Raw genomic sequence first — 25,699 nt, forward strand, 5'->3', positions numbered from 1 at the left:
CCCCTGGGTACACCCAGGGGCGCGGGGAACTGCGCAGTCTTTTGGGGGTTCGGGGGCGAAGCCCCTGAGCAAGGGACGGGAATGGGTAGGGGCGGCGGGGGCGAAGAGGTGCCGGTGTCCACAGGGGCGGGCGTGGGGGAGCACGGCGTCGTACCCTGGACACCCCCGGCCCGTCAGACGTGTCGGGCGGTTCGCGTTGCCCACCCACGTCACCCACACCCTCGGATCCTCGGATGGAAGCCTCTTCATGAGCCTGCACGGTCTGCTCGACGCCGTCGTCAAGGACGCCGCACTCACCGAAGCGGTGAAGGCCGCCGGCGACGGCAACCGTATGCACGTCGACCTGGTGGGCCCGCCCGCGGCCCGCCCGTTCGCCGTGGCGGCGCTGGCCCGCGAGGCGGGCCGCACGGTGCTGGCCGTGACGGCCACGGGCCGCGAGGCCGAGGACCTGGCGGCGGCACTGCGGTCGCTGCTGCCGGCCGACGGAGTCGTGGAGTACCCGTCCTGGGAGACGCTGCCCCACGAGCGCCTGTCCCCGCGCAGCGACACCGTGGGACGCAGGCTCGCCGTCCTCCGCCGGCTCGCGCACCCGCGTCCCGACGACCCGGAGACCGGCCCGGTCTCCGTCGTGGTCGCACCCGTCCGCTCGGTCCTCCAGCCGCAGGTCAAGGGCCTGGGCGACCTGGAGCCGGTGGCGCTGCGGACCGGTCAGACCGCCGACCTCGGTGACGTCGTGGCGGCCCTGTCGGCAGCGGCGTACGCCCGGGTCGAGCTGGTCGAGAAGCGCGGCGAGTTCGCCGTACGCGGCGGGATCCTGGACGTCTTCCCGCCCACCGAGGAGCACCCGCTGCGCGTGGAGTTCTGGGGCGACGACGTCGAGGAGATCCGCTACTTCAAGGTCGCCGACCAGCGGTCCCTGGAGGTCGCCGCCCACGGGCTGTGGGCGCCGCCCTGCCGAGAGCTGCTGCTCACGGACGACGTACGGGAGAGGGCGGCCCGGCTGGCCGAGGCCCACCCCGAGCTGGGCGAACTGCTGGGCAAGATCGCCGAGGGCATCGCGGTCGAGGGCATGGAGTCCCTCGCGCCCGTCCTCGTCGACGACATGGAACTGCTCATCGACGTCCTGCCCAAGGGCTCCATGGCCGTCGTCTGCGACCCGGAGCGGGTGCGTACACGCGCCTCGGACCTGGTGGCGACCTCGCAGGAGTTCCTCCAGGCGTCCTGGGCGGCCACGGCGGGCGGCGGCGAGGCCCCGATCGACGTCGACGCGGCGTCCCTGTGGGGCATCGCGGACGTACGGGACCGGGCCCGCGAGCTGGACATGATGTGGTGGTCGGTGTCGCCGTTCGCCGCCGACGAGACGTTCACGGACGCCGGTGGCGCGGCGGGGGACGCGGACACTCTGAAGCTCGGGATGCACGCGCCCGAGACGTACCGCGGCGACACCGCGAAGGCCCTCGCCGACACCAAGGGGTGGCTCGCGGACGGCTGGCGCACGGTGTTCGTCACCGAGGCCCACGGCCCGGCGGCCCGTACGGCCGAGGTGCTCGGCAGCGAGGGCATCGCGGCCCGCCTGGAGTCGGACCTGGCCGCGCTAGTCCCCTCCATCGTCCAGGTGGCCTGCGGGTCCATCGACTACGGATTCGTCGACCCGGCGCTGAAGCTCGCCGTGCTCACGGAGACCGACATCTCCGGCCAGAAGGCCGCCGGCAAGGACGGCGCCCGGATGCCGGCCCGCCGCCGCAAGACCATCGATCCGCTCACGCTCGAAGCCGGCGACTACATCGTCCACGAGCAGCACGGCGTCGGCCGCTACATCGAGATGGTCCAGCGGACGGTCCAGGGCGCGACCCGCGAGTACCTCGTCGTGGAGTACGCGCCGGCCAAGCGCGGCCAGCCCGGCGACCGCCTCTACATCCCCACCGACCAGCTGGAACAGATCACCAAGTACGTGGGCGGCGAGGCCCCGACCCTCCACCGGCTCGGCGGCGCCGACTGGACGAAGACCAAGGCGCGCGCGAAGAAGGCGGTCAAGGAGATCGCCGCGGACCTCATCAAGCTGTACTCCGCCCGGATGGCGGCCCCCGGGCACGCCTTCGGCGGCGACACGCCGTGGCAGCGCGAGCTGGAGGACGCCTTCCCGTACGTCGAGACGCCCGACCAGCTCACCACCATCGCCGAGGTCAAGGAGGACATGGAGAAGACGGTCCCCATGGACCGCCTGGTCTGCGGCGACGTGGGCTACGGCAAGACGGAGATCGCGGTCCGCGCGGCCTTCAAGGCGGTCCAGGACGGCAAGCAGGTCGCCGTCCTCGTCCCCACCACCCTGCTGGTGCAGCAGCACTTCGGCACGTTCTCCGAGCGCTACTCACAGTTCCCCGTGAACGTACGGGCGTTGAGCCGCTTCCAGACGGACACGGAGGCGAAGGCGACCCTGGAGGGCCTGCGCGAGGGCTCGGTGGACGTCGTGATCGGCACGCACCGGCTCTTCTCCGCGGAGACGAAGTTCAAGGACCTGGGGCTCGTCATCGTCGACGAGGAGCAGCGGTTCGGCGTCGAGCACAAGGAGCAGCTGAAGAAGCTGCGCGCGAACGTGGATGTACTGACGATGTCCGCGACCCCGATCCCGCGCACCCTGGAGATGGCGGTGACGGGCATCAGGGAGATGTCGACGATCACGACACCCCCGGAGGAGCGCCACCCGGTCCTGACCTTCGTCGGCCCGTACGAGGAGAAGCAGATCGGCGCGGCCGTCCGCCGTGAACTGCTGCGCGAGGGCCAGGTCTTCTACATCCACAACCGCGTCGAGTCCATCGACCGGGCGGCGGCGCGACTGCGCGAGATCATCCCGGAGGCGCGCATCGCGACCGCCCACGGCCAGATGTCCGAGCAGTCCCTGGAACAGGTCGTCGTCGACTTCTGGGAGAAGAAGTTCGACGTCCTCGTCTCCACGACGATCGTCGAGTCGGGCATCGACATCTCGAACGCGAACACCCTGATCGTGGAGCGCGGCGACAACTTCGGCCTCTCCCAACTGCACCAGCTGCGCGGCCGGGTGGGCCGAGGCCGCGAGCGGGGCTACGCGTACTTCCTGTACCCCCCGGAGAAGCCCTTGACGGAGACGGCCCATGAGCGTCTCGCGACCATCGCCCAGCACACGGAGATGGGCGCGGGCATGTACGTGGCGATGAAGGACCTGGAGATCCGCGGCGCGGGCAACCTGCTCGGCGGCGAGCAGTCGGGTCACATCGCGGGCGTCGGCTTCGACCTGTACGTACGCATGGTCGGCGAGGCGGTCGCGGACTACCGCGCCTCTCTGGAGGGCGGCGTCGTGGAGGAGCCGGCCCTGGAGGTCAAGATCGAGCTCCCGGTCGACGCGCACGTCCCGCACGACTACGCCCCGGGCGAGCGGCTGCGCCTCCAGGCGTACCGCTCGATCGCTTCGGTCAACTCCGAGGAGGACGTGAAGGCGGTACGCGAGGAACTCGTCGACCGCTACGGCAAGTTGCCCGAGCCGGTGGAGAACCTGCTGCTGGTGGCCGGTCTGCGGATGCTCGCCCGCGCGTGCGGTGTCGGCGAGATCGTCCTCCAGGGCAACAACATCCGCTTCGCACCGGCGGAGTTGAGGGAATCCCAGGAACTGCGCCTCAAGCGGCTGTACCCGGGAACCGTCATCAAGCCGGCCGCCCACCAGCTGCTGGTCCCCCGCCCAAAGACAGCAAAGGTGGGCGGCAAGCCGCTGGTCGGGCGGGAGTTGCTGGGGTGGACGGGGGAGTTCCTGGCTTCGATTCTGGGGTCCTGACACCCAAGTCCCTCTGGGGTTCGGCAGGATGGCCGCATGGCAGACGGGGGAAACGGGCGCTTTGCCCTGCGGTCGTGGACGCTGAGACTGGGCGGTCCCGTACTCGTGTCCGGGACGCTGCTGTGGGCGCTCGCCGCCGGTGACGGCTCCCTGGAGTTGTCCGAGCGCACGGACCTGATCGCGATGGCGACCGCCGTCCTCGGCGTGATCGCGACAGGGGCGGCGCTCTGGCGGCGGCCGGGTGAAGGGAACGGCGAGCAGGCGGCCGTCATGGCCCAACTGGCACGCACGGTCCGGGTGGTCGGCGAGCAGCAATGGGCCCGCGCTCTCGGCGGCGATCTGGAAGCCATCGACGTCACGTTCACCTTCCGCCCCTATGCCACCGCGCGAGCCGCGACACTGCCCGCGGGGCCGACGGGGCGGCTGGCCCGGGTGGTGGAGGACTTCAGGGAGATCTGCCCCCGCCGGCTGGTCATCACGGGCGAGCCGGGAGGCGGTAAGACGGTCCTGGCGAGAAAGCTGGCGATGGGACTGATCGCCGTGCGCTCCGACGACGATCCGGTACCTGTGCTGCTCCCCCTTGCCGACTGGGACTGGGAGGAGCGCTTCACCGACTGGGTCGTGCGGCATCTGGAGCACGACTTCGGGCTGCCCGCGGAGACGGCCCGCACTCTCATGGAGGCACACAAGATTCTGCCGGTGCTCGACGGTCTGGACGAGATGGACGACGCCGGGGTCCCTGTCGAACGGTCGCGGGCGAGAAAGGCGCTCAAGGCGCTGGACCTGTATCAGCACGGCACGGACCCCGCACCCCTGGTCCTTACGTGCCGCACCCGGCAGTACGACGTCCTGGAGGCCGACGGCAGCCACATGATCGATGCCGCCCGTATCGAGATCGCCTCGCTCACGGCCGGGCAGATTCTCGCCTTCCTGGGACGACGCGGCGCCGCCAGGCGCCCTGCCCTGTGGCAGGGCGTGCTCGACCGGATCGAGTGCTGTCCGGCAGGCGTGCTCGCGCGATCGCTGTCGACGCCCTGGCGGTTGACCTTGGCGGCGGCCGTCTATGAACGCACCGGCGAACCGGGTGAGTTGCTGGTGCCGGAGACCGAGGAGGAGATGGCGGACCTCTTGCTGGGCCGTTTCATCGGCGCCGCGGTCAGCAGCACGACGAAGGCGCCGGGGCGGCACCGGGAGGAGGACGTCCACCGGTGGCTGTCCGCGCTGGCCTCCTGCATGGTCTCAACGAGTGCTTCCCCGGTGGTGCCGCCCTCGACGCAGCCCTCCCCGGTGGGTTCCTCCCCGGGGGCGGCGGAGACGGAAGTGGTGATCAGGTGGCTTCGTGGCGCACTCGGAGTGGAGCGGGCGAAGCGGATCCTGCGGGTGCTGTACCTGGTGTGCGGATGTGCGGGCGCCGCGGTGTTCGTGCGACAAGAGACGAGCGTCTGGTCAGGGGCCGCCGTTGCTTGCTGGTTCACGGTGATGACCGTTGCGGGAGTGCGCAGGACGCTACGCGCCGGGCCGTGGCGATCATCGCAGAACTGGCGCATGCCGGCGCTCGGGAGTGCGCTGTGGCGGGTCGCGGCCATTTTGGCGTTCCGGGACAAGTGGGGCTGGTTCCCGGCCGGGTTGATCGTCCTCATGGTGTCGACTCCGGTCGCCGCGTCCTTTCCCGCGCTGCACGGGACTCTGGGGGGCCTGCCCCAGGTCTTGCCATTGCTGCCCTTTCTCGGTTTTCTGCTGGCCGACATGGTGGCGGGGTGCCTCGACGCCGCTGTCATCGGGCCTTCGGGATGGTCGCGCGCGGGAGGCTATGCCGTGGCGACGGGAGTGCTGCTGTTCCTGGCCCTCACGGTTGGTGGCCAGAGCCGCGGGATCCTGGGGGCGCTGGCCCTCATGGTCTTCCTCGGTCTGTTCCTGCTGCATGAGTGGGCCGAGCACGCCTGTTCTGTCCTGCTGCACCGCCCGCGGTTGCCCTTCCGCCTGGTCCGCTTCCTTGAGTGGTGCGTCTCGGCGGGCCTGATGCGGACGTCGGGCGTCGCCTACCAGTTCCGTCACCGTGAGTTCCAGGAATGGCTCGTCCGGCATCCGGAGCCGGTGAGTCCGGATCCTTCCGTCTCCTGAGTCTCACGCCCCCTGAGGTGCTCTCCTGAAGGTGCGGATCAGGAACTGTCCTGGAACAGCAGGCCGCTCAGGAGGCGGAACACTTCCTCCGGGTCCTGGTCGCCCACCGGTCCGTCCAGGTTGTGGCTGAGCAGCAGTGTGGCGAAGCCGTGGGCCAGGGACCAGGCGGCCACGCCGGCGAGGCGGGCGTCGGTGCCGCGGCCCTCGGGCGGGACGGCGGAGACGGCGTCGCGCAGGCGCTCGCCCGCGAGGGCACGGGCGGTCGTCAGCTCCAGGTCGTTCCCGCGCAGCAGCTCCGGCGTGAACATCACCTGGAAGTGGGCCGGGTGCTCGCGGGCGAAGCGGACGTAGCGCACGCCCGCGTCCTTGAGATCCGCGGCCTCCGCGAGCGTGGCCGCCAGCAGTCCGTAGCCCTCCGCCGCGATCGCCGTCAGCAGCCCCGTGCGGTCCTTGAAGTGGTGGGCCGGCGCCGCGTGCGACACGCCCGCGCGACGGGCCAGGTCCCGCAGGCTCAGCGCGGAGGGGCCCTCGGCGGAGATGACGTCGAGCGCGGCCGTCACGATCGCGCGGCGCAGGTCTCCGTGGTGGTAGGCGCGGCGTCCGCCGGACTTGGCGGCTGAGGGTTCGGGCGGCTCGGGCGGTTCGGACGGGCTGGAGGGCTCGGTGAGTCCGGGGGATTCGGGGGATCCGGTGAGCCCGGTGGACCCGGTCGGCCCGGTGGACGGCGTGTGGGTGCTCTTCGGCATGGTCTGAAGCGTACGCCCAATCTAGGCATTGACAAGTTTGGTGCGGTCATGCAATCTAGACAATGTCAAGTTGTCGGGCGGTCGGGAACGGTCGAAGGGGGTTCGTCATGTCTGTGGATGCGGGCGAGGCGGTGCTGGGCGGCGGTGGGGTCGAGCTCGGCAGGGTGCGGCAGATGTGGCATCTGATCGAGCCTCTGCATGCCGTGCTCTATTACGCGCCGGAGGTCTTCGAGGAGGCGGCCGCGCTCGGCTTCGACGTCGCGGACCGCTGGCCGAGCTACTTCCCTTTGCGTGCCGCCCCGTTGGGCGCCGTCGGGAGCGAGCGTGTCGCCTCCGCTTTCTACAGCTTCAGCCCTCGCATGGTCGCCGAGCACATGGATCGTGCGTGGCGGACCGCCGGTCCCGGGAAGGTGCTGGAGGCCAGGGAGCGGGGCATCGACCGGGCGTATCGCGCGATATTCGGCGACCGCGTCGACAGTCCCGAGCTTGCCGAAGCCGCCGCGCTCGCCCGCCGAGCGGCGGAGTCGGTCATCACTGCCGGCCGCCCCTTGGCCGCCGCCAACGCCGAGTTGCCCTGGCCGGAAGCCCCGCATCAGCAGTTGTGGCACGCGGCGACGATCCTGCGCGAGCACCGAGGCGACGGACACCTGGCCGCGCTGCTCGTCGCGGGCCTCGACCCCGTCGAGTCGCTCGTGTCGTTCGCGGCGATAGGCGCCGCGCCCGTGGAGCGGTTCGAGAGCCGGGGGTGGAGTGCGGAGGAGTGGGCCGCCGCGCGTGAACGGCTCGTGGCACGGGGGCTGTTGAGCGAGGACGGCACCGCGACGGACGCCGGCCGCGCCCTCCGCCAGGAGGTGGAGCGGCACACCGACGAGCTGGCCGCCGCACCCTGGCGGGCGCTGGGTCCGGACGACACCGGTCGACTCGCCGATCTGCTGGGGGAGTTCTGGGTCGCGGTCCTCGGGTCGGGGCTGCTGCCCTCGGAGACGACGCTGGGGATCGGGAAGGTGTGAGGCATCCGGAAGGTGTGAGCATCGGGAAGGTGTGAGCATCACGAAGTGTGAGGGGGCGTGAGGAGCTCGGTGGCGGGGTCGGCGCTGCAGCCGCCTGCAGCCGTCTGCAGCCGCCTGTGGGGGACGCCCGACTGCCGGTCACCACCGGTGTCACGCCGGTCGTGCACCACTTGCCCGTTGAAGTCCGGTGAAGTCCGTTCGCGGCCTGTTATTGCGCAGCCCGTTCGCCAGTACGGTGAGGCCCAGGGAAACCGCCCGTTCGGGGCGGACAGGGGCAAGCAAGGGGAGGGAGCGCCGTGACGCTCTGGACCAGGGTCGCCGGAGCCGCGGTGCTGCTGCTCGCCGCGACCGGCTGCACCGTGGAGACAACGGGTTCGGCCGGCCCCGAGGAGACGGCGGCGGGCACGGCGGGCGGGGGCACGGGCACCGGCGGAGCCGCCCTCACCGCCGTCGACGGACTGACCGTCAAGGGGCGGGCGCCCAAGACGGGATACGACCGGGACAAGTTCGGCAGCCCGTGGGCCGACACGGACACGAACGGCTGCGACACCCGCGACGACATCCTCAAACGGGACCTGAAGGAGGTGAAGTTCAGCGACGGCGACTGTCAGGTGAGCTCCGGGACACTCGACCCCGACCCGTACACCGACAAGGACGTCACCTTCGTACGAGGCGGCCGCAGCGAGGTCGACATAGACCATCTCGTCGCGCTGTCGGACGCCTGGCAGAAGGGCGCCCAGAAGTGGGACGCGAGCAAGCGGATAGCGCTGGCCAACGACCCGCTGAACCTCCTCGCCGTCGACGCCGGCCGCAACCGCAGCAAGGGCGACGGGGACACGGCGACCTGGCTCCCGCCCCACAAGGCGTACCGCTGCACGTATGTGGCCCGGCAGGTGGCCGTGAAGAAGAAGTACGAGCTGTGGGTCACCGCCGCCGAGCGGGACGCCATGAAGCGGGTCCTGTCCGGCTGCCCAGGGCAGAAGCTCCCCTCCGGGGGGACCTCGACACAGGCACCGAAGCGGTTCCACGCGGGGTGAGTGGGCCGAGCGGGACAGCGGGCTGACTGGGGTGAGCGGCTGAGTTGGCCGAGCCGGGTGAGCCGGGTGAGTGGGGTGAGCGGGCCGAGTGGGTGGCGCGAGTCGTGGGGTCGGGTCCGCGCAGGTAATTCCGTTCCGCACCGCCCGAGTCGACGCCTACCGTGTCCCGCATGGAGCTGAAGGTGTCGAGCCTCGCCGAGCGGCCCGAGATGTACGACCAGGTGACGGGCATGGCGGACACCTGGCCCGAGTTCCTGCGCAACGACCCCGTCGGCAACGCGCACTACGGCCGCATCGCCACCGAGCTGCCGGAGTACGTGCTGTTCGCCGAGGACGAGCGCGGAGAGGTGGTCGCGCACGCCTACAGCGTGCCGTTCGCCCTCGCGGACGAGGATCGGGGCGAGCTGCCGGCGCGGGGCTGGGACGAGGTGCTGGTGTGGGCGTTCTCCGACCGGCGCCACGGCATCACCCCGGACACGGTGAGCGCGATCTCGGTCGTCGTCGCCCCGCACGCCCAGGGCACCGGCCTGTCGGCCCGCATGCTCTCCGCGATGCGTGTCAACGCCCGGGCCCGGGGCTTCGACGAGGTCGTCGCCCCGGTGCGCCCGAGCGCGAAGCATCTGGAGCCGCGTACGGAGATGGCGGAGTACGCGTTCCGGACGCGTGGCGACGGGTTGCCGCACGACCCGTGGCTGCGGGTCCACGTCCGGGCGGGCGCGCGCATCGAGGCGGTGGCGCCGGCGTCGATGACCGTGGCGGCGTCGCTCGACGAGTGGCGGGCGTGGACGGGGCTGCCCTTCGACGAGGAGGGCCAGGTCGAGGTGCCCGGCGCACTGGTGCCGGTGCACTGCGAGCCGCGCCGCGGATACGCGGTGTACGTCGAGCCCAACGTGTGGGTACGGCACGCTCTTTGAGGCGCGTGCGGTGATCCGGCGCATCCGGTGTGTCCGGTTGACGTGCGCCGGTGCGCCGGGATTTCCTGCGGGCCCGACGAAACGCGAGCCTTCAGAGGGGGCACGCCCGATGGGCGCGCCCCGGAAGGCGCGCCCCATCGGCTTCCCTCCGCCCCACACCGGCTTCGGCCGGCCCGGGCGGCGTTCCGTCAGCCGCCCATCTCGTCCAGGTCCATGACCTTGCCCGCGGGCTTCTCGGCCGGGACCGGGGTGTCGAAGTCGCCGAAGGTGACCGTGCCCGGGTCCTCGGCGGACTTGCTGACGACCCTCAGCAGGTAGGGCTTGCCCTCGGTGGCGACGTACAGCGTGTAGGTGTCCTTGCCGTCCTTCTCGTGCAGGACGATCGCCGGGGTGCCGTCGACCGTGGTCGTCTTGCCGCGCGTGGCGTCGGAGTTGACGTCCTTGAAGTCCGCGAGCACGGTGTCGAGGTCGCAGAAGCTCGCGATGTCCTTGGCGTCCGAACCGGTCGCGGACATCTTGGTCCACTTGCCGGCCAGCATGGCCACCACTCCGTCGGTCTCCTCCTTGGACGCGCCGTCGCTCTGGGCGCGCAGGAACTTCTCGTCGTACTTCATGTAGAGGGTGTCGCCGGTCTTGACGAGGTCGGCCTTGCCCTGGCCGTTCGCGCTCATCGTGCCCGCGCACTCGCCCTTTCTGTCGAGGGCCATGTCCAGGCCGACGCGGCTGCCGTCGTCGTCCTTGATGTCGCCCTTCATACGCAGCGACGAGGCGTTCGAGGTGGCCTTCACGGCCCGGTCGGCTATCTCGCCGCCGGTCTGCCCGGCGAACGGGCCCTTCGGCTTGCTGTCCGCCTTCTCCTCCCCGGGCAGGCAGCCGGTGAGCGAGGCGGCGGCCGTGGCGGCGAGGCAGAGAGCGGCAAGTGCGGTGCGACGCATGACAGTTCCTTGAAGTGTCGAGGTGGAGAGAAGAAGAGAGAAGAAGAGAGGAGGAGAGAGAAGAAGAGAGGAGGGCGCGAAGGCGCGTGGGCGCGCAGAGCGGTAGAGAGACGGCGCGCGCGGGCGCGGATGCGGCTGGTGTGGGGCGGGTGGCAGGGACGGCGGCGCGCGGCTGTGTCAGCCGGTCTTCTTCCAGTCCTTGCAGCCCGTGGTCTTGAAGTACGCGTCGCCGGCGGCGACGGTCACGACGCCCGTGCCGGACACGTTGTTGTTCGCGAGGATCGACTCCATGGAGTGCGAGGCGTCCTTGGTGCGCTCCCAGTAGCAGAGGTCGTCGGTGTTGCCGGTGGACCTGTAGGTGCCGGGAGCGATGTCGACGCCGACTCTGTGCATGCCGCCGTCGCCCTTGACCGGCGCGGCCGGTGTGCCGGTGGCCTTCGCGTCGACGGTCTCCCAGTCCTTGCAGCCGCTCGACTTGAAGAGCTTGTCGCCGGCCGGGATCGTCACGTAGCTGGTGCCGCTGACGTTGTCGTTGGCGAGGATCGAGTCCATCTCGCCCGAGGCGTCCTTGGCGCGCTCCCAGTAGCAGAGGCCGCCCGTGTTCCCCGTGGTCCGGTAGGTGCCGGGCTTGACGTCGGTGCCGACCTCGAAGTCGCCGTCGCCCTGGAACGCCACCTTCTCGGCCTTGTCCGCCTTGGCGTCCTTCTTCGAGCCCGCGTCCGCCTTGGTGCCGGACCTGGTGTCGGACTTCGTGCCGGACTCGCGCTCCGCGGAGGCCGCGGAGTCCTTGGCCTTGCCGCCGGAACCGCTGTCCCCGTCGTCGCCCGCGTTCGCCGACACCGCGCCGATGACGACGACGCTCACGACAACCCCCAGCGCGATCTTTCCCTTGGCGCCCATGACAGTCCCCTCCCCCAGAGATGACGGCCGCCGCTTCGACGGCCGTTCATCCGATGGGTCAATCACAGCAGAGCCTGTGAACCGAGTCAACATGATTCACGTAGAAGTGTAAGTACACGGCCGTGAATGGGTCGTTGTCACGTGCGTCGGTATGCTCGACGCCACACACCAGGACGAGGGGAGCCGACGGGTGCAGGAGAACGGGACAGAGGTCACTGCGGCGGGAATCGCCAGACTCGCCGGAGTCGGCCGGGCCGCCGTCAGCAACTGGCGCCGCCGCCACGCCGACTTCCCCAAACCCGTCGGCGGCACCGAGACCAGCCCCTCCTTCGCGCTCACCGAGGTCGAGACCTGGCTGCGCACCCAGGGCAAGCTCGCCGAGGTGCCCCTGCGCGAGCGCGTATGGCAGCAGCTCGCCGGCCACCCGGAGGGCCCGGTCACCGCCCTCGTCCACGTCGGCTGCGCGCTCCTGCTCGTCAACGACCGCCCCACGGTCTGGCTGGAGCTGAGCGCCGGCTCCGACGCGCGCCTCGCCGAACTGCTGCCCGCACCTCTCGACCAGGTCCTCACCCCGCGCTTCGGCCTGGTCCGCAAACGGGCCGTCGCCACGCCGACCGCCGCCCATCTGCTCCCGTCCGCCCCCCTGTTGCGCGGCGCAGCCGACCTCGCGGCCGAACTGGGCACCCGGAAGGCGTACGAGTTCCTGCTCGGCAGGCACCTCGACGCCAACCCGCGCCAGTACACGCTCACACCGACCGGCCTGGCCGCCCTGATGACCGACCTCGCGGGGCCCGCCAGGACCGTCCTCGACCCGGCGTGCGGCACCGGCGCCCTGCTGCGCGCGGTGGCCGCCGCGCAGGGCCCGTCGGGCATCGAGGACCAGCATCTGTACGGCCAGGACAGCGCCCCCGAACTGGCCGCCCTCACCGCACTGCGCCTCGCCCTCCACGCGGAGGCCACCGTGACGACCGTGCGCACCGCCGCCGCCGACAGCCTCCGCGACGACGCGTACGGCAGCCTCACGGCCGATGCGGTCCTGTGCCATCCGCCCTTCAACGAGCGCAACTGGGGCCACGACGAACTCGCCTACGACCCCCGCTGGGAGTACGGCTTCCCGGCCCGGACCGAGTCCGAACTGGCCTGGGTCCAGCACGCGTTGGCCCGCCTCAAGGAAGGCGGCATCGCCGTCCTCCTGATGCCCCCGGCCGCCGCCTCCCGCCGCTCCGGCCGCCGCATCCGCGCCGACCTGCTGCGCCGCGGCGCCCTGCGTGCGGTGATCGCCCTGCCGCCGGGCGCGGCACCCCCGTACAACCTCCCGCTGCACCTGTGGGTGCTGCGCAGGCCCGCCCTCACGGCGCATCCCGCACAGCCCGAGGTGCTGCTCGCCGACACCGGTGTGTTCACGGCCGACGGCCGCGGCGGCCTCGACTGGCAGGCCGTGCGCACCGCGGTCCTCGACGCCTGGCGCCCCTTCGACCGCACCGGCACCGCGCCCGAACAGCCGGGACTCAGCCGCTCGGTGCCGGTCATCGAACTCCTCGACGACGACGTGGACCTGGCCCCGGCCCGCCATCTGCCACCCCCCGCGGCGGGCGGCGGCGCCGAACAACTCGCCGACGTACGCGACCGCCTCGGCAAGACCCTGCGCCGCACCGGCCAACTCACCCCGCCCGCCGCCGACCCGCGCCCGCCCACCCGCTGGCCGCTCACCACGATCGGCGAACTCGCGCGCGGGGGCGCACTCCAGCTGCGTACGGGCGGAAACGGCGGCCACGCGCGCGTGCCCGTCCTCACCGACCACGACGTCCTCGCCGGAACAGCGCCCTCCGGAACACTGCCCGAGAGCGACGAGGAACCCGTCCTCACCGAGCCCGGAGACGTCGTCGTCCCCGTGCTCGGCGGCGGCGCCATCGCGCGCGTGGTCGACGAGGAGACCGCGGGCGCCGCACTCGGCCGCAACCTCGCGCTGCTGCGCCCCGACCCGGCCGCCATCGACCCGTGGTTCCTCGCCGGCTTCCTGCGCGGCACCGCCAACAACCGCCAGGCCAGCAGCTACGCGTCCACCGCGACCCGCCTCGACGTCCGCCGCCTCCAGGTGCCCCGGCTGCCACTGGACCAGCAGCGCACGTACGGCGAACGGTTCCGGGCGCTCGCCGAGTTCGAGGAGGCGCTACGACTCGCAGGCCGCCTCGGCGAGCAGCTGGTCCGCGGCATGTACGACGGCCTGACGGACGGCACGGTCGAGCCCGGCTGAGACGGTTGGGGCGGACGGAGTGATCAGCACGACAACGGTTCGGTACAACCCGGGAACAGTTGTCCTTGTCGGCCTATACGCTCGGACTTCCAACTCGTAGGTTCGTCCTCCGTCCGACCTTCGTCCGCCCTCATCAGGCCTCCAGGAGCAACCATGCAAGGCCACGGCCAGGCGCAGCCGGTGAAGCCGCCACCCTCGACCGGGTTGCTGGTCTTCCTGCGCGTGTTCTTCGTGGTGATCTCGGTGTGCAGCTTCGGCCTGCTCGGCTGGACGATGATGCTGCGCCTGGCACTCGTGACCCGCAAGTCCCTCGACTGGGGCCTGTTCGTGGCCACCCTCGCGGCCGAGATCCTCGGCCTCGTCCTGCTCGGCACCGAGCCCGGCGAGGAGATCCACACCGCCGGCGGCTGGCTCGGCCTCGCCCTGCTCTTCGGCTCGCTCGTGATCGTGATCTCGTACTACCTCGCGGCGGACATCCGCCACTTCCACCAGCTCAACTACGCGACAGCGGGCTACGCGCAGCACCAGCAGCCCCCGGCGCCCGTGTACGGCTACCCGCAGCAGCAGTCGCCGTACACCGCCGCGACCGGCCCGCACACCCCGGTGCCCCCGAGTACGCCGATACCCCAGCCCGGCACCCCGACCCCGCCGCCGCAGCGCCCCGCGCCCGCCCGGATCGACCAGGTGCGCGCCGAGCTCGACGAGCTGAGTGACTATCTCCGCAAGCACGAGGACGGCAGGTGACCGTGGCGTCGGGACGTGTGATCACCGGCCGCTACGAACTGTCCACGCTCATCGGACAGGGCGGCATGGGCCAGGTGTGGACGGCGTACGACCAGCGCCTCGACCGGCGCGTCGCCGTCAAGCTGCTGCGCCCCGACAAGGTCGCGGGCGCCGAGGCCGACGAACTGCGCCGCCGCTTCGTGCGTGAGTGCCGCGTCACCGCCCAGGTCGACCACCCCGGCCTGGTCACCGTCCATGACGCGGGCAGCGAGGGCGAGGAGCTGTTCCTCGTCATGCAGTACGTCGACGGCGCCGACCTCGCCGACCACCTCGCCGAGCACGACCCGTACCCCTGGCAGTGGGCCGTCTCGGTCGCCGCCCAGCTGTGCGCCGTGCTGTCCGCGGTGCACGCCGTGCCGATCGTCCACCGCGACCTCAAGCCGCGGAACGTGATGGTCAAGCAGGACGGCACGGTCACCGTCCTCGACCTCGGCGTCGCGTCGGTCATGGACACGGACACCACCCGCCTCACCCACACCGGTTCACCCATCGGCTCGCCCGCCTACATGGCCCCCGAGCAGGCGATGGGCGGCGCCGTCGGCCCGTACACCGACCTGTACGCGCTCGGGGTGCTGCTGCACGAACTCCTCAGCGGGGATGTGCCGTTCTCGGGCTCCACCGCCCTCGGCGTGCTCCACCGCCACCTCTACGAACCGCCCCTCCCGGTCCGCCGCCTGCGCCCCGAGGTCCCGGAAGCGCTGGAGGCCCTGGTGCTGCGGCTGCTCTCCAAGGACCCGCAGCACCGCCCGGACTCCGCACAGGAGACGTACGAGCAACTGCTGCCGCTGCTTCCCGCGCGCGGGATCCCGTCCGGCGGCCCGCTCGACCCCACCCGCCCCTTCCTGCGCCCGCACGCCCCCTGGCCGGACCGCGCCCGGACCCCCGCGGCCCAGCCGCAGGCCACCCCCGCCGCCGAGAAGCCCGACGTCGCGGGCGCCGTCGACGAGGTCAAACGCCTCCTCGGCGAGGGCCGCATCACCCAGGCCGTCGACATCCTCGGCGGCATCCTCCCGGCCGCCGCCGCCCAGCACGGCGAGCACTCACCCGTCGTCCGCACCCTGCGCAAGCAGTACGCGGCCACGCTGATGGACGACGGCCAGTACCGCCGCGCCCTGCCCGAACTGCGCCTCCTCGCCGACGAGCGCGCCGCCGAGGCGGGCCAGGCCGACCCGCAGTCCCTGCGCTTCCGTTACGAGGCAGCCCAGTGCCTGGAACAGCTCGGCGAACCGGCCGCCGCGCTCGCCGAGTACCGCGCGCTGCTCCCGTACTACGAGAACCAGTACGTCGCCCAGGACGCCGAGCTCTCCTTCGAAGTCCGCCGCCGCATAGGCCACCTGCTGCTCGCCCTCGGCGACCGCGCCGCCGCCCACGACACACTGGCCCGCCTCCAGTACGACGTCGAACGGCTGCGGGGCCCCGGCCATCCCCTCGTCGCGGAGGTCAGCCGAACCCTCCAGTGGCTGGGCCAGGTCCGCGGCTGACCGCATACACGCGGCCACCGGACGGGGCCACTGTGCGGCGTGTGGATGGAGACGGCCCGGGGACGGTGCCCGAAGTCCTGGCGAATCGTTGGGTCGAATGGGTGGCCGAGAGCCGGTCCCCTGCCTACCATCGATCACCGCAAGACTTTGTGCACCGTCGCACAAGCTCCTACAGGAGGTCTCCTTGCACCGCCGCCGTCGCACCGCGTTCCTCCTCTCCGCCGCGCTCGTCACCGCGGCCCCCCTCCTCTCCGCTTGCGGCAACGACGCGCATCCCGGTGCCGCGGCCGTCGTCGGCGACGACCGCATCACCGTCTCCCAGCTGGAGAACCGGGTGAACGAGGTACGGTCCGCGCAGCGGGCGGCCACCACGGGCGAAGCGCAGTACGAACAGGCCATCGCCAAGTCCGGCGGCCTCACCCGCGACACCCTGCACGGCATGGTCCTCGACCGTGTCCTGCACCAGGCCGCACAGGACGCGGGCGTGACCGTCACCCGCAAGGAGGTCCAGAGCTTCCGCGGCGAACTGGAGAAGCAGGCGGGCGACGCGAAGGCACTGGAAGTGGCCTGGCTCCAGCAGTACGGCGTCGCACCCGAGCGGCTCGACGACAACCTCCGCGTCCAGATCGAGGCCCAGAAGCTCGCCGCCGCACTCGGCACGGACACCAGCCAGCCCGCCTTCTGGAAGGCACTGTCCGAGGCGTCCAAGAAGATGGACGTCGACCTGAACCCGCGCTACGGCGACTGGGACGTGGAGAAGAGCAGCCGCGTCGACGCCAAGCTGCCCTGGCTGCGCGAGGTCACCTCGTCGGGAAACAAGGAGACGGCGTAGCCGGTCCGGTCCTGATCCTTCCTCGCCCACGGCACGTGACCTCGATGTCAGTGGCGTGGGTTACGTTCGGTGTGTGAACGCATCCAGCCCGGGGCGCATCGTCCTGCTCACCACCAGCCACCGAGTCGCGCCCGGACTCCTGTCCTGGCCCGCCTGGCAGGCGCTGCACGGCGCCGACCGCGTCCTGTGCGCGGACGGCACACACCCCCAGCTGCCGTATCTGCGCGAGGCGGGCATCCAGGTCGACGAGGCCGCGCCGACCGCGGAGAGCCTGGTCGACGCCTGCGCCGGCGGGCACACGGTCGTCGTCGTGGCCACCGGCGAGGGCGAGCCGCGCCTGACCGACGGCCTGGCCCGGCTGGCCGGCTCCGGGCGCGTCCAGATGCCCGACCTCGAACTGCTCCCCGCCTCGTACGACCTCCCGGGCGCCCGCCTCCTCGACCTCGTCCAGGTCATGGACCGCATCCGCGCCGAGTGCCCCTGGTCGTCCCAGCAGACCCACAAGGGCCTGGCGAAATACGGCATCGAGGAGGCGTACGAACTCGTCGAGGCCATCGAGGAGGGCGACCGCGACGAGCTGCGCGAGGAGCTCGGTGACGTGCTGCTCCAGGTCGTCTTCCACGCCCGGATCGCCGAGGAGGGCCGCCCGGAGGACGGGGAGGAGCCCTTCTCCATCGACGACGTGGCGGGCGGCATCGTCACCAAGCTCATCCACCGCCACCCGCACGTCTTCGGCGACGAGACCGCCTCGACCCCCGAGGAGGTCAAGGAGCACTGGCTGCGCACCAAGGCCGTCGAGAAGCAGCGGACGTCCGTGACCGAGGGCGTCCCACTCGGCCAGCCCGGCCTCGCACTCGCCGCCAAGCTGGCGTCCCGCGCGCGTACGGCGGGCCTGGAGGTGCCGCTGCCCCAGGGCGAGGGCGTCGGCTACGAACTGCTGGCGCTGGCGGTCCGCGCCGAGACGGACGGGGTGGACCCGGAGGCGGCGCTCCGGGTGGCGGCGCGGGCTTACCGGGATGCGATACGAATGCGCGAAGCGCTTCGCTGAGTGCGGATTGGGAAGTGCGGGCCGACTGTGGCTGGTCGCGCCCACGCGGCGGAGCCGCACATTGATATCGCCCCGCGCCCCTTACGGGGCGCTCAAGGCGGGCTCAGTCCGGGGCGCGGGCCGACGGGTTGTGCCAGTGGGGGCGGGGGCGGTGGAGAAGCCACTCACCCGGGCCGAGCGGGCGGGCCTGCCCCTGACCGGTGGGCGGCAGATCGTCGCAGAAGACGTGCTCGGGGTCGGCGCCGAGAACGGGGAGGACCTCGGCGGTCTCGTCCACCAGCCTGGGCGGGCCGGCCAGATAGACGTCATGGCGGGCCCAGTTGGCCCGATTGCCCAGCGCTGTCAGCAGCCGGCCGGTGGCCTGGTCCTTCGGACGGCCGGGCGCGGGCGTTATGACGGTGACGTCGAGATGCGGCAGCCGCGTGCATAACTCTCCCAATGAGGCCCGGTCGTACAGGTACGTCGTGTCCCGGGCGACCACGAACAGCCGCGCCTCGTCGTACGAGCCCGGCTCCCACGCCAGTTGTTCCAGCAGCGCCTTCACCGGGGCCCAGCCGGTCCCCGCGGCGATGAAGGTGACGGGCCGCTCCACCGGCGTACGCAGGGTCAGCCGGCCACCGGGCGTGCCGAGGCGCAGGGTGTCTCCCTCGCGGGTGCGGCGGACGAGCTCGGTGGACAGGACACCGTCCTCGACGAGGCTGACATGTAAGTCGACGGTGTCGTCGGGACGGGGTGCGTTCGCGAGGGAGTAGGGGCGCCAGACGCCCGGGATGCGGGGGCTGTTGACGCTCACGTACTGGCCGGGCAGATGGGGGAGGGGGCGGTGGGGGCGCAGCCTCAGCACGGCGAGGTCGTCCCCGTGCCTGGTGCGGCCGAGCACCTCGGCGTCCCACCAGGGCGGCTCCCCCCGGCTCTCCGCCTCCCACGCGCCGTCCATCATGGCGTCCGCGATCACGGCGTACGCCTCGTCCCAGGCCTTCTCCACCTCGGTGCTCCACGCCGTTCCCGACACGGCGGCGAACGCGGCGATCAGGCTCGTGCCCACCGCCGCGTAGTGCTCCGGGCGCGCCAGATACTTCCGGTGGTCCCGCCCCAGCTCCCACAGGTACTCGTGCATCCCCGGCTCCCCCAGCCGCCCCACGACCAGCGTCAACGCGGCGAACAGACGGTCCCGCTGACGTTCCATGTCCTCCGGGAAATCCAGCGGGAACAGGGCGCGGACATCGGGGTGGTGCCAGAAGAGGTGCGAGTAGAAGTACTTGGCCGCGAATTCGGCTCGCCTTTCGACGACCGCGAAACTGGTCCGGAGGAGATCGGAGTCCACGGGCGCGAATGTATGGAGTTTCCGGCTCGTGGGGTCAAGGAGCAGGTGATTCATGGATGTTCCAGGATAAGCAACGCAAGCTGGGGGGCGAAGCCCGGCTCGGAGAGCAGCCACGACGAACCACGCCGACACCGGGCCGACCCTCGCCACGCACCAGGTCTGCCCTGGTCACCCCGCCGAGCAGGCCCTGGCCATCCGTCGAGCCGGTCCTGGCCATCTGCCGGGCCGACCCTCGCCACGCACCAGACCGGCCCTGGCCACCCCGCCGAGCCTGCCCTCGCCATCCACTGGACCGGCCCTCGCCATGCGTCGGACCGACCCTCGCCACCCCGTCGAGCCGACCCTCGCCATCCACCGGACCGACCCTCGCCACCCGCCGGGCCGGGCCCTCGCCACCCGCCGGGCCGGGCCCTCGCCACCCACCGGACCGGCTCCCGCCACCCCGCCGGGCCTGCCCGCGCCACCCCGCCGAACCGCCTCCCCCCACCCCTCCCGATACGGTCGACGCGTGACGGAAACGCCTGCCAAGACCCCCGCCGGGGAACCTGCCCCGGAACTCTTCACCTGGGAGTTCGCTACCGACCCCTACCCGGCGTACGCCTGGCTCAGGGAGCACGCCCCCGTGCACCGGACGAAACTCCCCAGCGGAGTGGAGGCCTGGCTGGTCACCCGGTACGCGGATGCCAAGGAGGCCCTGGCCGACGGTCGGCTCAGCAAGAACCCCGCTCATCACGACGAGCCCGCGCACGCGAAGGGGAAGACCGGTATCCCCGGCGAGCGCAAGGCCGAGCTGATGACGCACCTCCTCAACATCGACCCGCCGGACCACACCAGGCTCCGGCGGCTCGTCAGCAAGGCGTTCACACCGCGGCGAGTGGCCGAATTCGCCCCCCGGGTGCAGGAGTTGACCGACCGGCTCATCGACGCCTTCGTGGAGAAGGGAGAGGCCGACCTCATTCACGAGTTCGCGTTCCCGCTCCCCATCTACGCCATCTGCGATCTGCTGGGCGTCCCGAGCGAGGACCAGGACGACTTCCGGGACTGGGCCGGGATGATGATCCGGCACGGGGGAGGCCCGCGCGGGGGCGTGGCGCGGTCCGTGAAGAAGATGCGTGGCTATCTCGCCGAGCTCATCCACCGCAAGCGCGAGGAGCTGACAGAGCGGCCCGCGCCCGGCGAGGACCTCCTCTCCGGTCTCATCCGGGCCTCCGACCACGGCGAGCACCTCACCGAGAACGAGGCCGCCGCGATGGCCTTCATCCTCCTGTTCGCCGGGTTCGAGACGACTGTGAACCTGATCGGCAACGGCACGTACGCACTGCTCACCCACCCCGAACAGCGGCAGCAGCTCCAGGACTCCCTCGCGGCCGGCCGTACGGACCTTCTCGCGACCGGTGTCGAGGAACTGCTCCGCTACGACGGGCCCGTGGAACTGGCCACCTGGCGGTTCGCCACCGAGCCGCTGAGCATCGGCGGGCAGGACATCGCCGCCGGCGACCCCGTACTCGTCGTACTCGCCGCCGCCGACCGCGACCCCGCACGGTTCGCCGAGCCCGACACCCTCGATCTCTCCCGCCGTGACAACCAGCACCTCGGTTACGGCCACGGCATCCACTACTGCCTCGGCGCACCCCTCGCCCGGCTGGAGGGCCAGACCGCGCTGGCCACGCTCCTCACCCGCCTCCCCGATCTGCAACTCGCGGGCGATTCCGCCGATTTGCGATGGCGTGGCGGGCTCATCATGCGCGGATTGCGCACGCTTCCGGTGGAGTTCACCCCTTCCGGGAAGGTGCGTACGGACTAGCGGGTATCCAGCAGACGGAGTCGACGGAACATGAGACTCCGTCAAGTTTGTGATCTTCACGTTATCTGCGCTGCATCGACTTGTGACAAGAGTTCGACTGCCGATACGTTCACCCATCAATGCGGCCGGTCCCACCTGCCGCAGCAGTCACAAGCGCAGTCGTCGGGCTGTGCGCTGTGCGCAGTCCTTGCTGTCACGCGAAAGGCAACCGCATGCTCTCCGGGAACGGTCGTCACCGTCGCCCCCGTCAGGCTCCGGCTCTCCTCGTCGCGGCGGGTGTGACCGGGTCGGCCATCGCGATCCCTCTGCTCGGCGCGACCGGCGCGAGCGCCGCAAGCGGTACGACCTGGGACGCGGTCGCGGAGTGCGAGAGCGGCGGCTCCTGGAGCGCCAACTCCGGCGACGGGTACTACGGCGGCCTCCAGATGACCCAGGAGACCTGGGAGGACAACGGCGGCCTCGACTACGCGCCGAGCGCCGACCAGGCCAGCCGTTCGCAGCAGATAGCCGTCGCCGAGAAGGTTCTCGCGAAGCAGGGCACGAGCGCCTGGGCGACCTGCGGGCTCGTCGCGGGTCTGACGCAGAACTCCGACTCGGCCGACGTCGACACGGGGGTCGCGGAGGAATCTTCCACTCCGCTGTCCGGCCTGGGTATGGGGGACAGCAGCGGGACGAAGTCCGACACGTCTGGTTCATCCAGTTCGTCCGACTCGTCCAGTGGCAGTGGCGACAGCGCGGACTCACAGGATTCCGACAGCTCCTCCTCGGACGCCACCGCAAAGAGTGACGACCCGGACAAGTCCTCCCAGAACGGGGAGGCTTCGGCCGAGGATTCCGGAACGGAAGACACCGGCTCCGGCCGTCACCGCGGTGGCAGTGCCGACGAAGGCGCCACCGACACCCGGGCGGACGACTCCGCCGGCCGGCACGCCTCGCGCAGCGACAGCGAGTCGCGCGTCGCCGCCGAGGGCTCGTACACCGTGCGTTCCGGAGACAACCTCTCGGGGATCGCCGACTCCCTTGGTGTCGAGGGCGGATGGCGGGCGCTCTACGCCGAGAACAAGGAAGCCGTCGGTGACGACCCGGACTTCATCATCCCCGGTCAGAGCCTCGACGTGGAGGGCCTGCAGACGGCCGACAAGTAGCGGTCCGCGCGGTGTGCCATGTGGTCATCAAGGCGTCGAATCGGGCGAAAAACAGCGGTAGTTCGCGCTGAATGTCCGATTTGGTGAAAGTGAGACATGGATCTCAAGACCCTGATCGTCTTTGAAATTCGGCGGATCGCGTGTCTACGGTCGTGACCGCTCGCCACTGGTGAGCCCCGACGGACGCAACGCCGAATCCTGCCAGCGGCCGTACGGGAACAGTCGTCGCGTCAAGCGCCGTAGGCAGGAGCGGGGGACCCAAGGTAAGTGCCGGACCCGGTCGTTGAGGCCAGGTACGGCTTGGGGTTAAGCCGCGTGACAGCAGTGTCGCGCGGCCGGGCAACTCACTCGGCCCGAACCCGACAGCTCACCTCGCAGGCGTCGGTGAGGGGATCACTTCATGCTGCTTTCGAGCAAGGGCAAGCACCGCCGCCCGTCCAAGGCCACCCGTTTCGCCACGCTCGCCGGTGTCACCACCGCGGCCGTCGCCGTCCCGCTGATGGGCGCCACGGGAGCCTCCGCCGCCACCGCCTCCGAGTGGGACGCCGTCGCCCAGTGCGAGTCCGGCGGCAACTGGTCGATCAACACCGGCAACGGCTACTACGGCGGCCTGCAGTTCTCGGCCTCCACCTGGGCCGCGTACGGCGGCACGGCGTACGCCTCCACCGCCAACCAGGCCTCCAAGTCCGAGCAGATAGCCGTCGCCGAGAAGGTCCTCGCGGGCCAGGGCAAGGGTGCCTGGCCGAGCTGTGGCGTGGGCCTGTCCGGCGCCTCGGCCGGTGGCGCCCCGGCGCCCTCGAACTCGGGCAACTCCGGCCAGGGCACCTCGCAGTCGCAGCCGCAGCAGAGCACCAAGTCCTCCGAGGAGCGCGCCTCGCGTTCCCAGGAGCGGCCGGCCGCGAAGAAGACCGTCGAGACCCCGACCGGCAAGAAGGTCGAGAAGGGCGACGGCGAGTACAAGGTCGTCAAGGGTGACACCCTCAGCGAGATCGCCGAGAAGAAGAACGTCAAGGGCGGCTGGGCGAAGCTGTACAAGCTGAACGACGACATCGTCGACGACGCCGACTTCATCTTCCCGGGCCAGCAGCTGCACCTCAGCTGACACCCGTCGGCCGCGACCCCCACTTCGATTGTCCGGACGTCATGTCACGTCCCGGCCGAGGCCCTGGCCGCTCAGCCTCGGCCGGATCTCCGGCCCACAGCCGGATCTCCGGACCCACAATCGAATCGCGGCTGAACCACAGCGCCCTCACATCCGTGTCCCCCATAGTGGAGGCCTCGTGAGGGCCACCCCCGTCCCCCACGGGCTCCCCGCTCCGGTGCGTGTTCCCCCGTACGCACCGGGGCGGGGCTTTTTCGTTCCCGGGCTCGCCTCTTCGGCGTTCCCGCGCTTCCCTCTCGCTTTGTTCCGTTCGGAAACAATTTACTCTCGGTTCTGTCCAGGAGGCGGTCGAGGGCTGGCCGAACCCCGGCAGCCGGTTAGGCTCATGCCGCGGGGCCACCACAGGTCCGCACCCGACCGGGCCTCCGGCCCGGAACAGCTTGCGTCACATCCCAGAAGGAGATGCTCGTGCCGTCCATCGACGTCGTCGTAGCCCGGGAAATCCTGGACTCCCGAGGCAACCCCACGGTCGAGGTCGAGGTCGGCCTCGACGACGGCAGCACGGGTCGTGCCGCCGTTCCGTCCGGCGCCTCCACAGGTGCCTTCGAGGCTGTTGAGCTCCGTGACGGAGACCCCAACCGCTACCTCGGCAAGGGTGTCGAGAAGGCCGTCCTCGCCGTCATCGAGCAGCTCGGCCCGGAGCTCGTCGGCTACGACGCCACCGAGCAGCGCCTCATCGACCAGGCCATGATCGACCTGGACGCCACCGACAACAAGGGCTCGCTCGGCGCCAACGCGATCCTCGGTGTCTCGCTCGCCGTCGCCCACGCCGCGTCCGAGGCGTCCGACCTCCCCCTCTTCCGCTACCTGGGCGGACCGAACGCGCACCTGCTGCCGGTCCCGATGATGAACATCCTCAACGGTGGGTCGCACGCCGACTCCAACGTCGACATCCAGGAGTTCATGATCGCCCCGATCGGCGCGGAGTCCTTCTCCGAGGCCGTGCGCTGGGGCGCCGAGGTCTACCACACCCTCAAGAAGGTCCTGAAGAGCCGCGGCCTGTCCACCGGCCTCGGCGACGAGGGCGGCTTCGCCCCGAACCTCGGCTCCAACCGCGAGGCCCTGGACCTGATCCTCGACGCGATCAAGGAGGCCGGCTACATCCCCGGCCAGCAGGTCGCCCTCGCGCTCGACGTCGCCGCCTCCGAGTTCTACAAGGACGGCAAGTACCTCTTCGAGGGCAAGGAGCGCTCCGCCGCCGAGATGACGGAGTACTACGAGGAGCTCGTCGCGGCCTACCCGCTCGTCTCCATCGAGGACCCGCTGTACGAGGACGACTGGGCCGGCTGGAACGTCATCACCGAGAAGCTGGGCGACAAGGTCCAGATCGTCGGCGACGACCTCTTCGTCACCAACCCGGAGCGCCTCGCCCGCGGCATCGAGGAGGGCTCCGCCAACGCCCTGCTCGTCAAGGTCAACCAGATCGGCTCGCTGACCGAGACCCTGGACGCCGTCGAGATGGCCCAGCGCAACGGCTTCAAGTGCATGATGTCCCACCGCTCCGGCGAGACCGAGGACGTCACCATCGCCGACCTCGCCGTCGCGGTGAACTGCGGCCAGATCAAGACCGGCGCCCCGGCCCGCTCGGACCGCGTCGCCAAGTACAACCAGCTGCTGCGCATCGAGGAGATCCTCGACGACGCGGCGGTGTACGCGGGCCGTTCGGCCTTCCCGCGCTTCAAGGGCTGAGCACGGCCCTTCGGCCGGGGTGACAGCCCCGTCGTACGTACGTCCCCGTACTCGGTCCCGTACCGTGTGCGGGGACGTACGCACGTGAAGGGCCCGACGGGCCCGGTGTATTCAACGGGTTTGTACCGGGGAGGCGGGACAGATGGCCGTGAAGGACCGCGACCGGTTCTCCACCTCGACCAGGCTGCGGCTGCTCGGTGAGCAGACCGCCGCCCGTGTCTACCGCTCGCAGACCAAGCGCCAGGCCCGCCGCTCACGGCTGACCGGCCGGGCGGCACTCCTCGCCCTCGTCCTGTGCACGCTCGTGGTGGCGCTCGCCTACCCCATAAGGCAGTACGTCTCCCAGCGCGCCGAGGTCGCCGACCTCCAGCGCGGGCGGGAGGAGGCCCGCCTGCGGGTCGAGCAGCTGCGCGACCTCAAGGCGCGGTGGCAGGACGACGCGTACGCCGAGCAGCGCATCCGGGAGCGGCTCCACTACGTGATGCCGGGCGAGACCGGCTACATCGTGATCGACCCCGACGCGGCGAAGAAGACGCGTACGGATCAGACGGCGGCCGACCGGGCCTGGTACGCCAACGTCTGGGACGGCGTCGACAAGGCAGACGCCGCCGACGGGTGACCCGACGGGTGACCCGCCCGGTGGCCCGACAGGTGACCCGACCGGCGACCCAGCCGGTCCTTCGCCGGTGATCCACTCAGAGAACTGACTAGA

Annotated in this window: 19 protein-coding genes and 1 riboswitch; of the genes, 15 read left to right on the forward strand and 4 right to left on the reverse strand. The window is 71.0% G+C overall.

Annotation, left to right across the window (positions count from 1 at the left end):
• The first annotated feature begins 247 nt into the window (after positions 1 to 247).
• On the forward strand, positions 248 to 3,802 hold the full coding sequence (mfd, locus tag ACFWXQ_RS29990) for a transcription-repair coupling factor (protein ID WP_383943999.1): 3,555 nt from the start codon (positions 248 to 250) through the stop codon (positions 3,800 to 3,802).
• 36 nt (positions 3,803 to 3,838) lie between these two features.
• Positions 3,839 to 5,923: an NACHT domain-containing protein gene (locus ACFWXQ_RS29995; RefSeq protein ID WP_383943996.1), complete on the forward strand. Its 2,085-nt coding sequence runs from the start codon at positions 3,839 to 3,841 to the stop codon at positions 5,921 to 5,923.
• A gap of 38 nt (positions 5,924 to 5,961) precedes the next feature.
• On the opposite strand, the gene ACFWXQ_RS30000 is transcribed toward ACFWXQ_RS29995, so the two are convergent.
• Positions 5,962 to 6,669 (reverse strand): TetR/AcrR family transcriptional regulator, encoded by a 708-nt coding sequence (locus tag ACFWXQ_RS30000; RefSeq protein WP_383943993.1) that lies wholly within the window; start codon positions 6,667 to 6,669, stop codon positions 5,962 to 5,964.
• A gap of 107 nt (positions 6,670 to 6,776) precedes the next feature.
• Here ACFWXQ_RS30000 and ACFWXQ_RS30005 point away from each other — a divergent pair, with 107 nt between their 5' ends.
• From ACFWXQ_RS30005 to ACFWXQ_RS30015, 3 genes are all read left to right on the forward strand, one after another.
• Positions 6,777 to 7,679 (forward strand): hypothetical protein, encoded by a 903-nt coding sequence (locus ACFWXQ_RS30005; RefSeq protein WP_383943990.1) that lies wholly within the window; start codon positions 6,777 to 6,779, stop codon positions 7,677 to 7,679.
• 296 nt (positions 7,680 to 7,975) lie between these two features.
• Positions 7,976 to 8,716 carry an HNH endonuclease family protein gene (locus tag ACFWXQ_RS30010; RefSeq protein WP_383943988.1) on the forward strand — a complete coding sequence of 247 codons (741 nt, stop codon included), beginning with the start codon at positions 7,976 to 7,978 and terminating at the stop codon, positions 8,714 to 8,716.
• Between the two features lie 170 nt (positions 8,717 to 8,886).
• Complete coding sequence (locus tag ACFWXQ_RS30015; protein WP_383943986.1) at positions 8,887 to 9,630, forward strand: N-acetyltransferase; 744 nt, start codon at positions 8,887 to 8,889, stop codon at positions 9,628 to 9,630.
• A 188-nt stretch (positions 9,631 to 9,818) separates the two neighbouring features.
• Here ACFWXQ_RS30015 and ACFWXQ_RS30020 read toward each other — a convergent pair whose 3' ends face one another.
• A complete protein-coding gene (locus ACFWXQ_RS30020; RefSeq protein WP_383943983.1) occupies positions 9,819 to 10,565 on the reverse strand; it encodes a hypothetical protein in 747 nt (248 codons plus the stop codon).
• Positions 10,566 to 10,742: 177 nt separating this feature from the next.
• Positions 10,743 to 11,465 (reverse strand): hypothetical protein, encoded by a 723-nt coding sequence (locus ACFWXQ_RS30025; RefSeq protein WP_383943980.1) that lies wholly within the window; start codon positions 11,463 to 11,465, stop codon positions 10,743 to 10,745.
• A 190-nt stretch (positions 11,466 to 11,655) separates the two neighbouring features.
• Here ACFWXQ_RS30025 and ACFWXQ_RS30030 point away from each other — a divergent pair, with 190 nt between their 5' ends.
• The 5 genes from ACFWXQ_RS30030 (at position 11,656) to ACFWXQ_RS30050 (ending at position 17,863) form a co-directional block, all read left to right on the forward strand.
• A complete protein-coding gene (locus ACFWXQ_RS30030; protein WP_383944008.1) occupies positions 11,656 to 13,719 on the forward strand; it encodes an N-6 DNA methylase in 2,064 nt (687 codons plus the stop codon).
• A 153-nt stretch (positions 13,720 to 13,872) separates the two neighbouring features.
• The gene (locus ACFWXQ_RS30035) at positions 13,873 to 14,463 is read left to right on the forward strand and encodes a hypothetical protein (protein ID WP_383943977.1); all 591 of its coding nucleotides are present in this window, start codon (positions 13,873 to 13,875) and stop codon (positions 14,461 to 14,463) included.
• A gap of 38 nt (positions 14,464 to 14,501) precedes the next feature.
• A complete protein-coding gene (locus tag ACFWXQ_RS30040) occupies positions 14,502 to 15,983 on the forward strand; it encodes a protein kinase (RefSeq protein WP_383944004.1) in 1,482 nt (493 codons plus the stop codon).
• A gap of 184 nt (positions 15,984 to 16,167) precedes the next feature.
• Positions 16,168 to 16,815, forward strand: coding sequence for a SurA N-terminal domain-containing protein (locus tag ACFWXQ_RS30045; RefSeq protein WP_383943974.1), 648 nt, complete (start codon positions 16,168 to 16,170; stop codon positions 16,813 to 16,815).
• A 55-nt stretch (positions 16,816 to 16,870) separates the two neighbouring features.
• A complete protein-coding gene (locus ACFWXQ_RS30050; protein ID WP_383943971.1) occupies positions 16,871 to 17,863 on the forward strand; it encodes a nucleoside triphosphate pyrophosphohydrolase in 993 nt (330 codons plus the stop codon).
• Between the two features lie 103 nt (positions 17,864 to 17,966).
• On the opposite strand, the gene ACFWXQ_RS30055 is transcribed toward ACFWXQ_RS30050, so the two are convergent.
• Positions 17,967 to 19,187 carry a globin domain-containing protein gene (locus tag ACFWXQ_RS30055; protein WP_383943968.1) on the reverse strand — a complete coding sequence of 407 codons (1,221 nt, stop codon included), beginning with the start codon at positions 19,185 to 19,187 and terminating at the stop codon, positions 17,967 to 17,969.
• A gap of 508 nt (positions 19,188 to 19,695) precedes the next feature.
• On the opposite strand from ACFWXQ_RS30055, the gene ACFWXQ_RS30060 reads away from it, so the two are divergent.
• The 5 genes from ACFWXQ_RS30060 (at position 19,696) to ACFWXQ_RS30080 (ending at position 25,606) form a co-directional block, all read left to right on the forward strand.
• Entirely contained in the window at positions 19,696 to 20,991 is a 1,296-nt protein-coding gene (locus ACFWXQ_RS30060; protein ID WP_383943965.1) for a cytochrome P450, read from the forward strand.
• Between the two features lie 212 nt (positions 20,992 to 21,203).
• Positions 21,204 to 22,136: a transglycosylase family protein gene (locus ACFWXQ_RS30065; RefSeq protein WP_383943963.1), complete on the forward strand. Its 933-nt coding sequence runs from the start codon at positions 21,204 to 21,206 to the stop codon at positions 22,134 to 22,136.
• Between the two features lie 225 nt (positions 22,137 to 22,361).
• Positions 22,362 to 22,532, forward strand: a riboswitch (cyclic di-AMP (ydaO/yuaA leader).
• A 4-nt stretch (positions 22,533 to 22,536) separates the two neighbouring features.
• Positions 22,537 to 23,238: a transglycosylase family protein gene (locus ACFWXQ_RS30070; protein ID WP_383943961.1), complete on the forward strand. Its 702-nt coding sequence runs from the start codon at positions 22,537 to 22,539 to the stop codon at positions 23,236 to 23,238.
• 468 nt (positions 23,239 to 23,706) lie between these two features.
• On the forward strand, positions 23,707 to 24,987 hold the full coding sequence (gene eno, locus ACFWXQ_RS30075; protein WP_186001238.1) for a phosphopyruvate hydratase: 1,281 nt from the start codon (positions 23,707 to 23,709) through the stop codon (positions 24,985 to 24,987).
• 142 nt (positions 24,988 to 25,129) lie between these two features.
• The gene (locus ACFWXQ_RS30080) at positions 25,130 to 25,606 is read left to right on the forward strand and encodes a septum formation initiator family protein (RefSeq protein ID WP_383943957.1); all 477 of its coding nucleotides are present in this window, start codon (positions 25,130 to 25,132) and stop codon (positions 25,604 to 25,606) included.
• Positions 25,607 to 25,699 lie beyond the last annotated feature (93 nt).

Source organism: Streptomyces sp. NPDC058697, from assembly GCF_042715345.1.
GTDB lineage: Bacteria > Actinomycetota > Actinomycetes > Streptomycetales > Streptomycetaceae > Streptomyces > Streptomyces liliifuscus.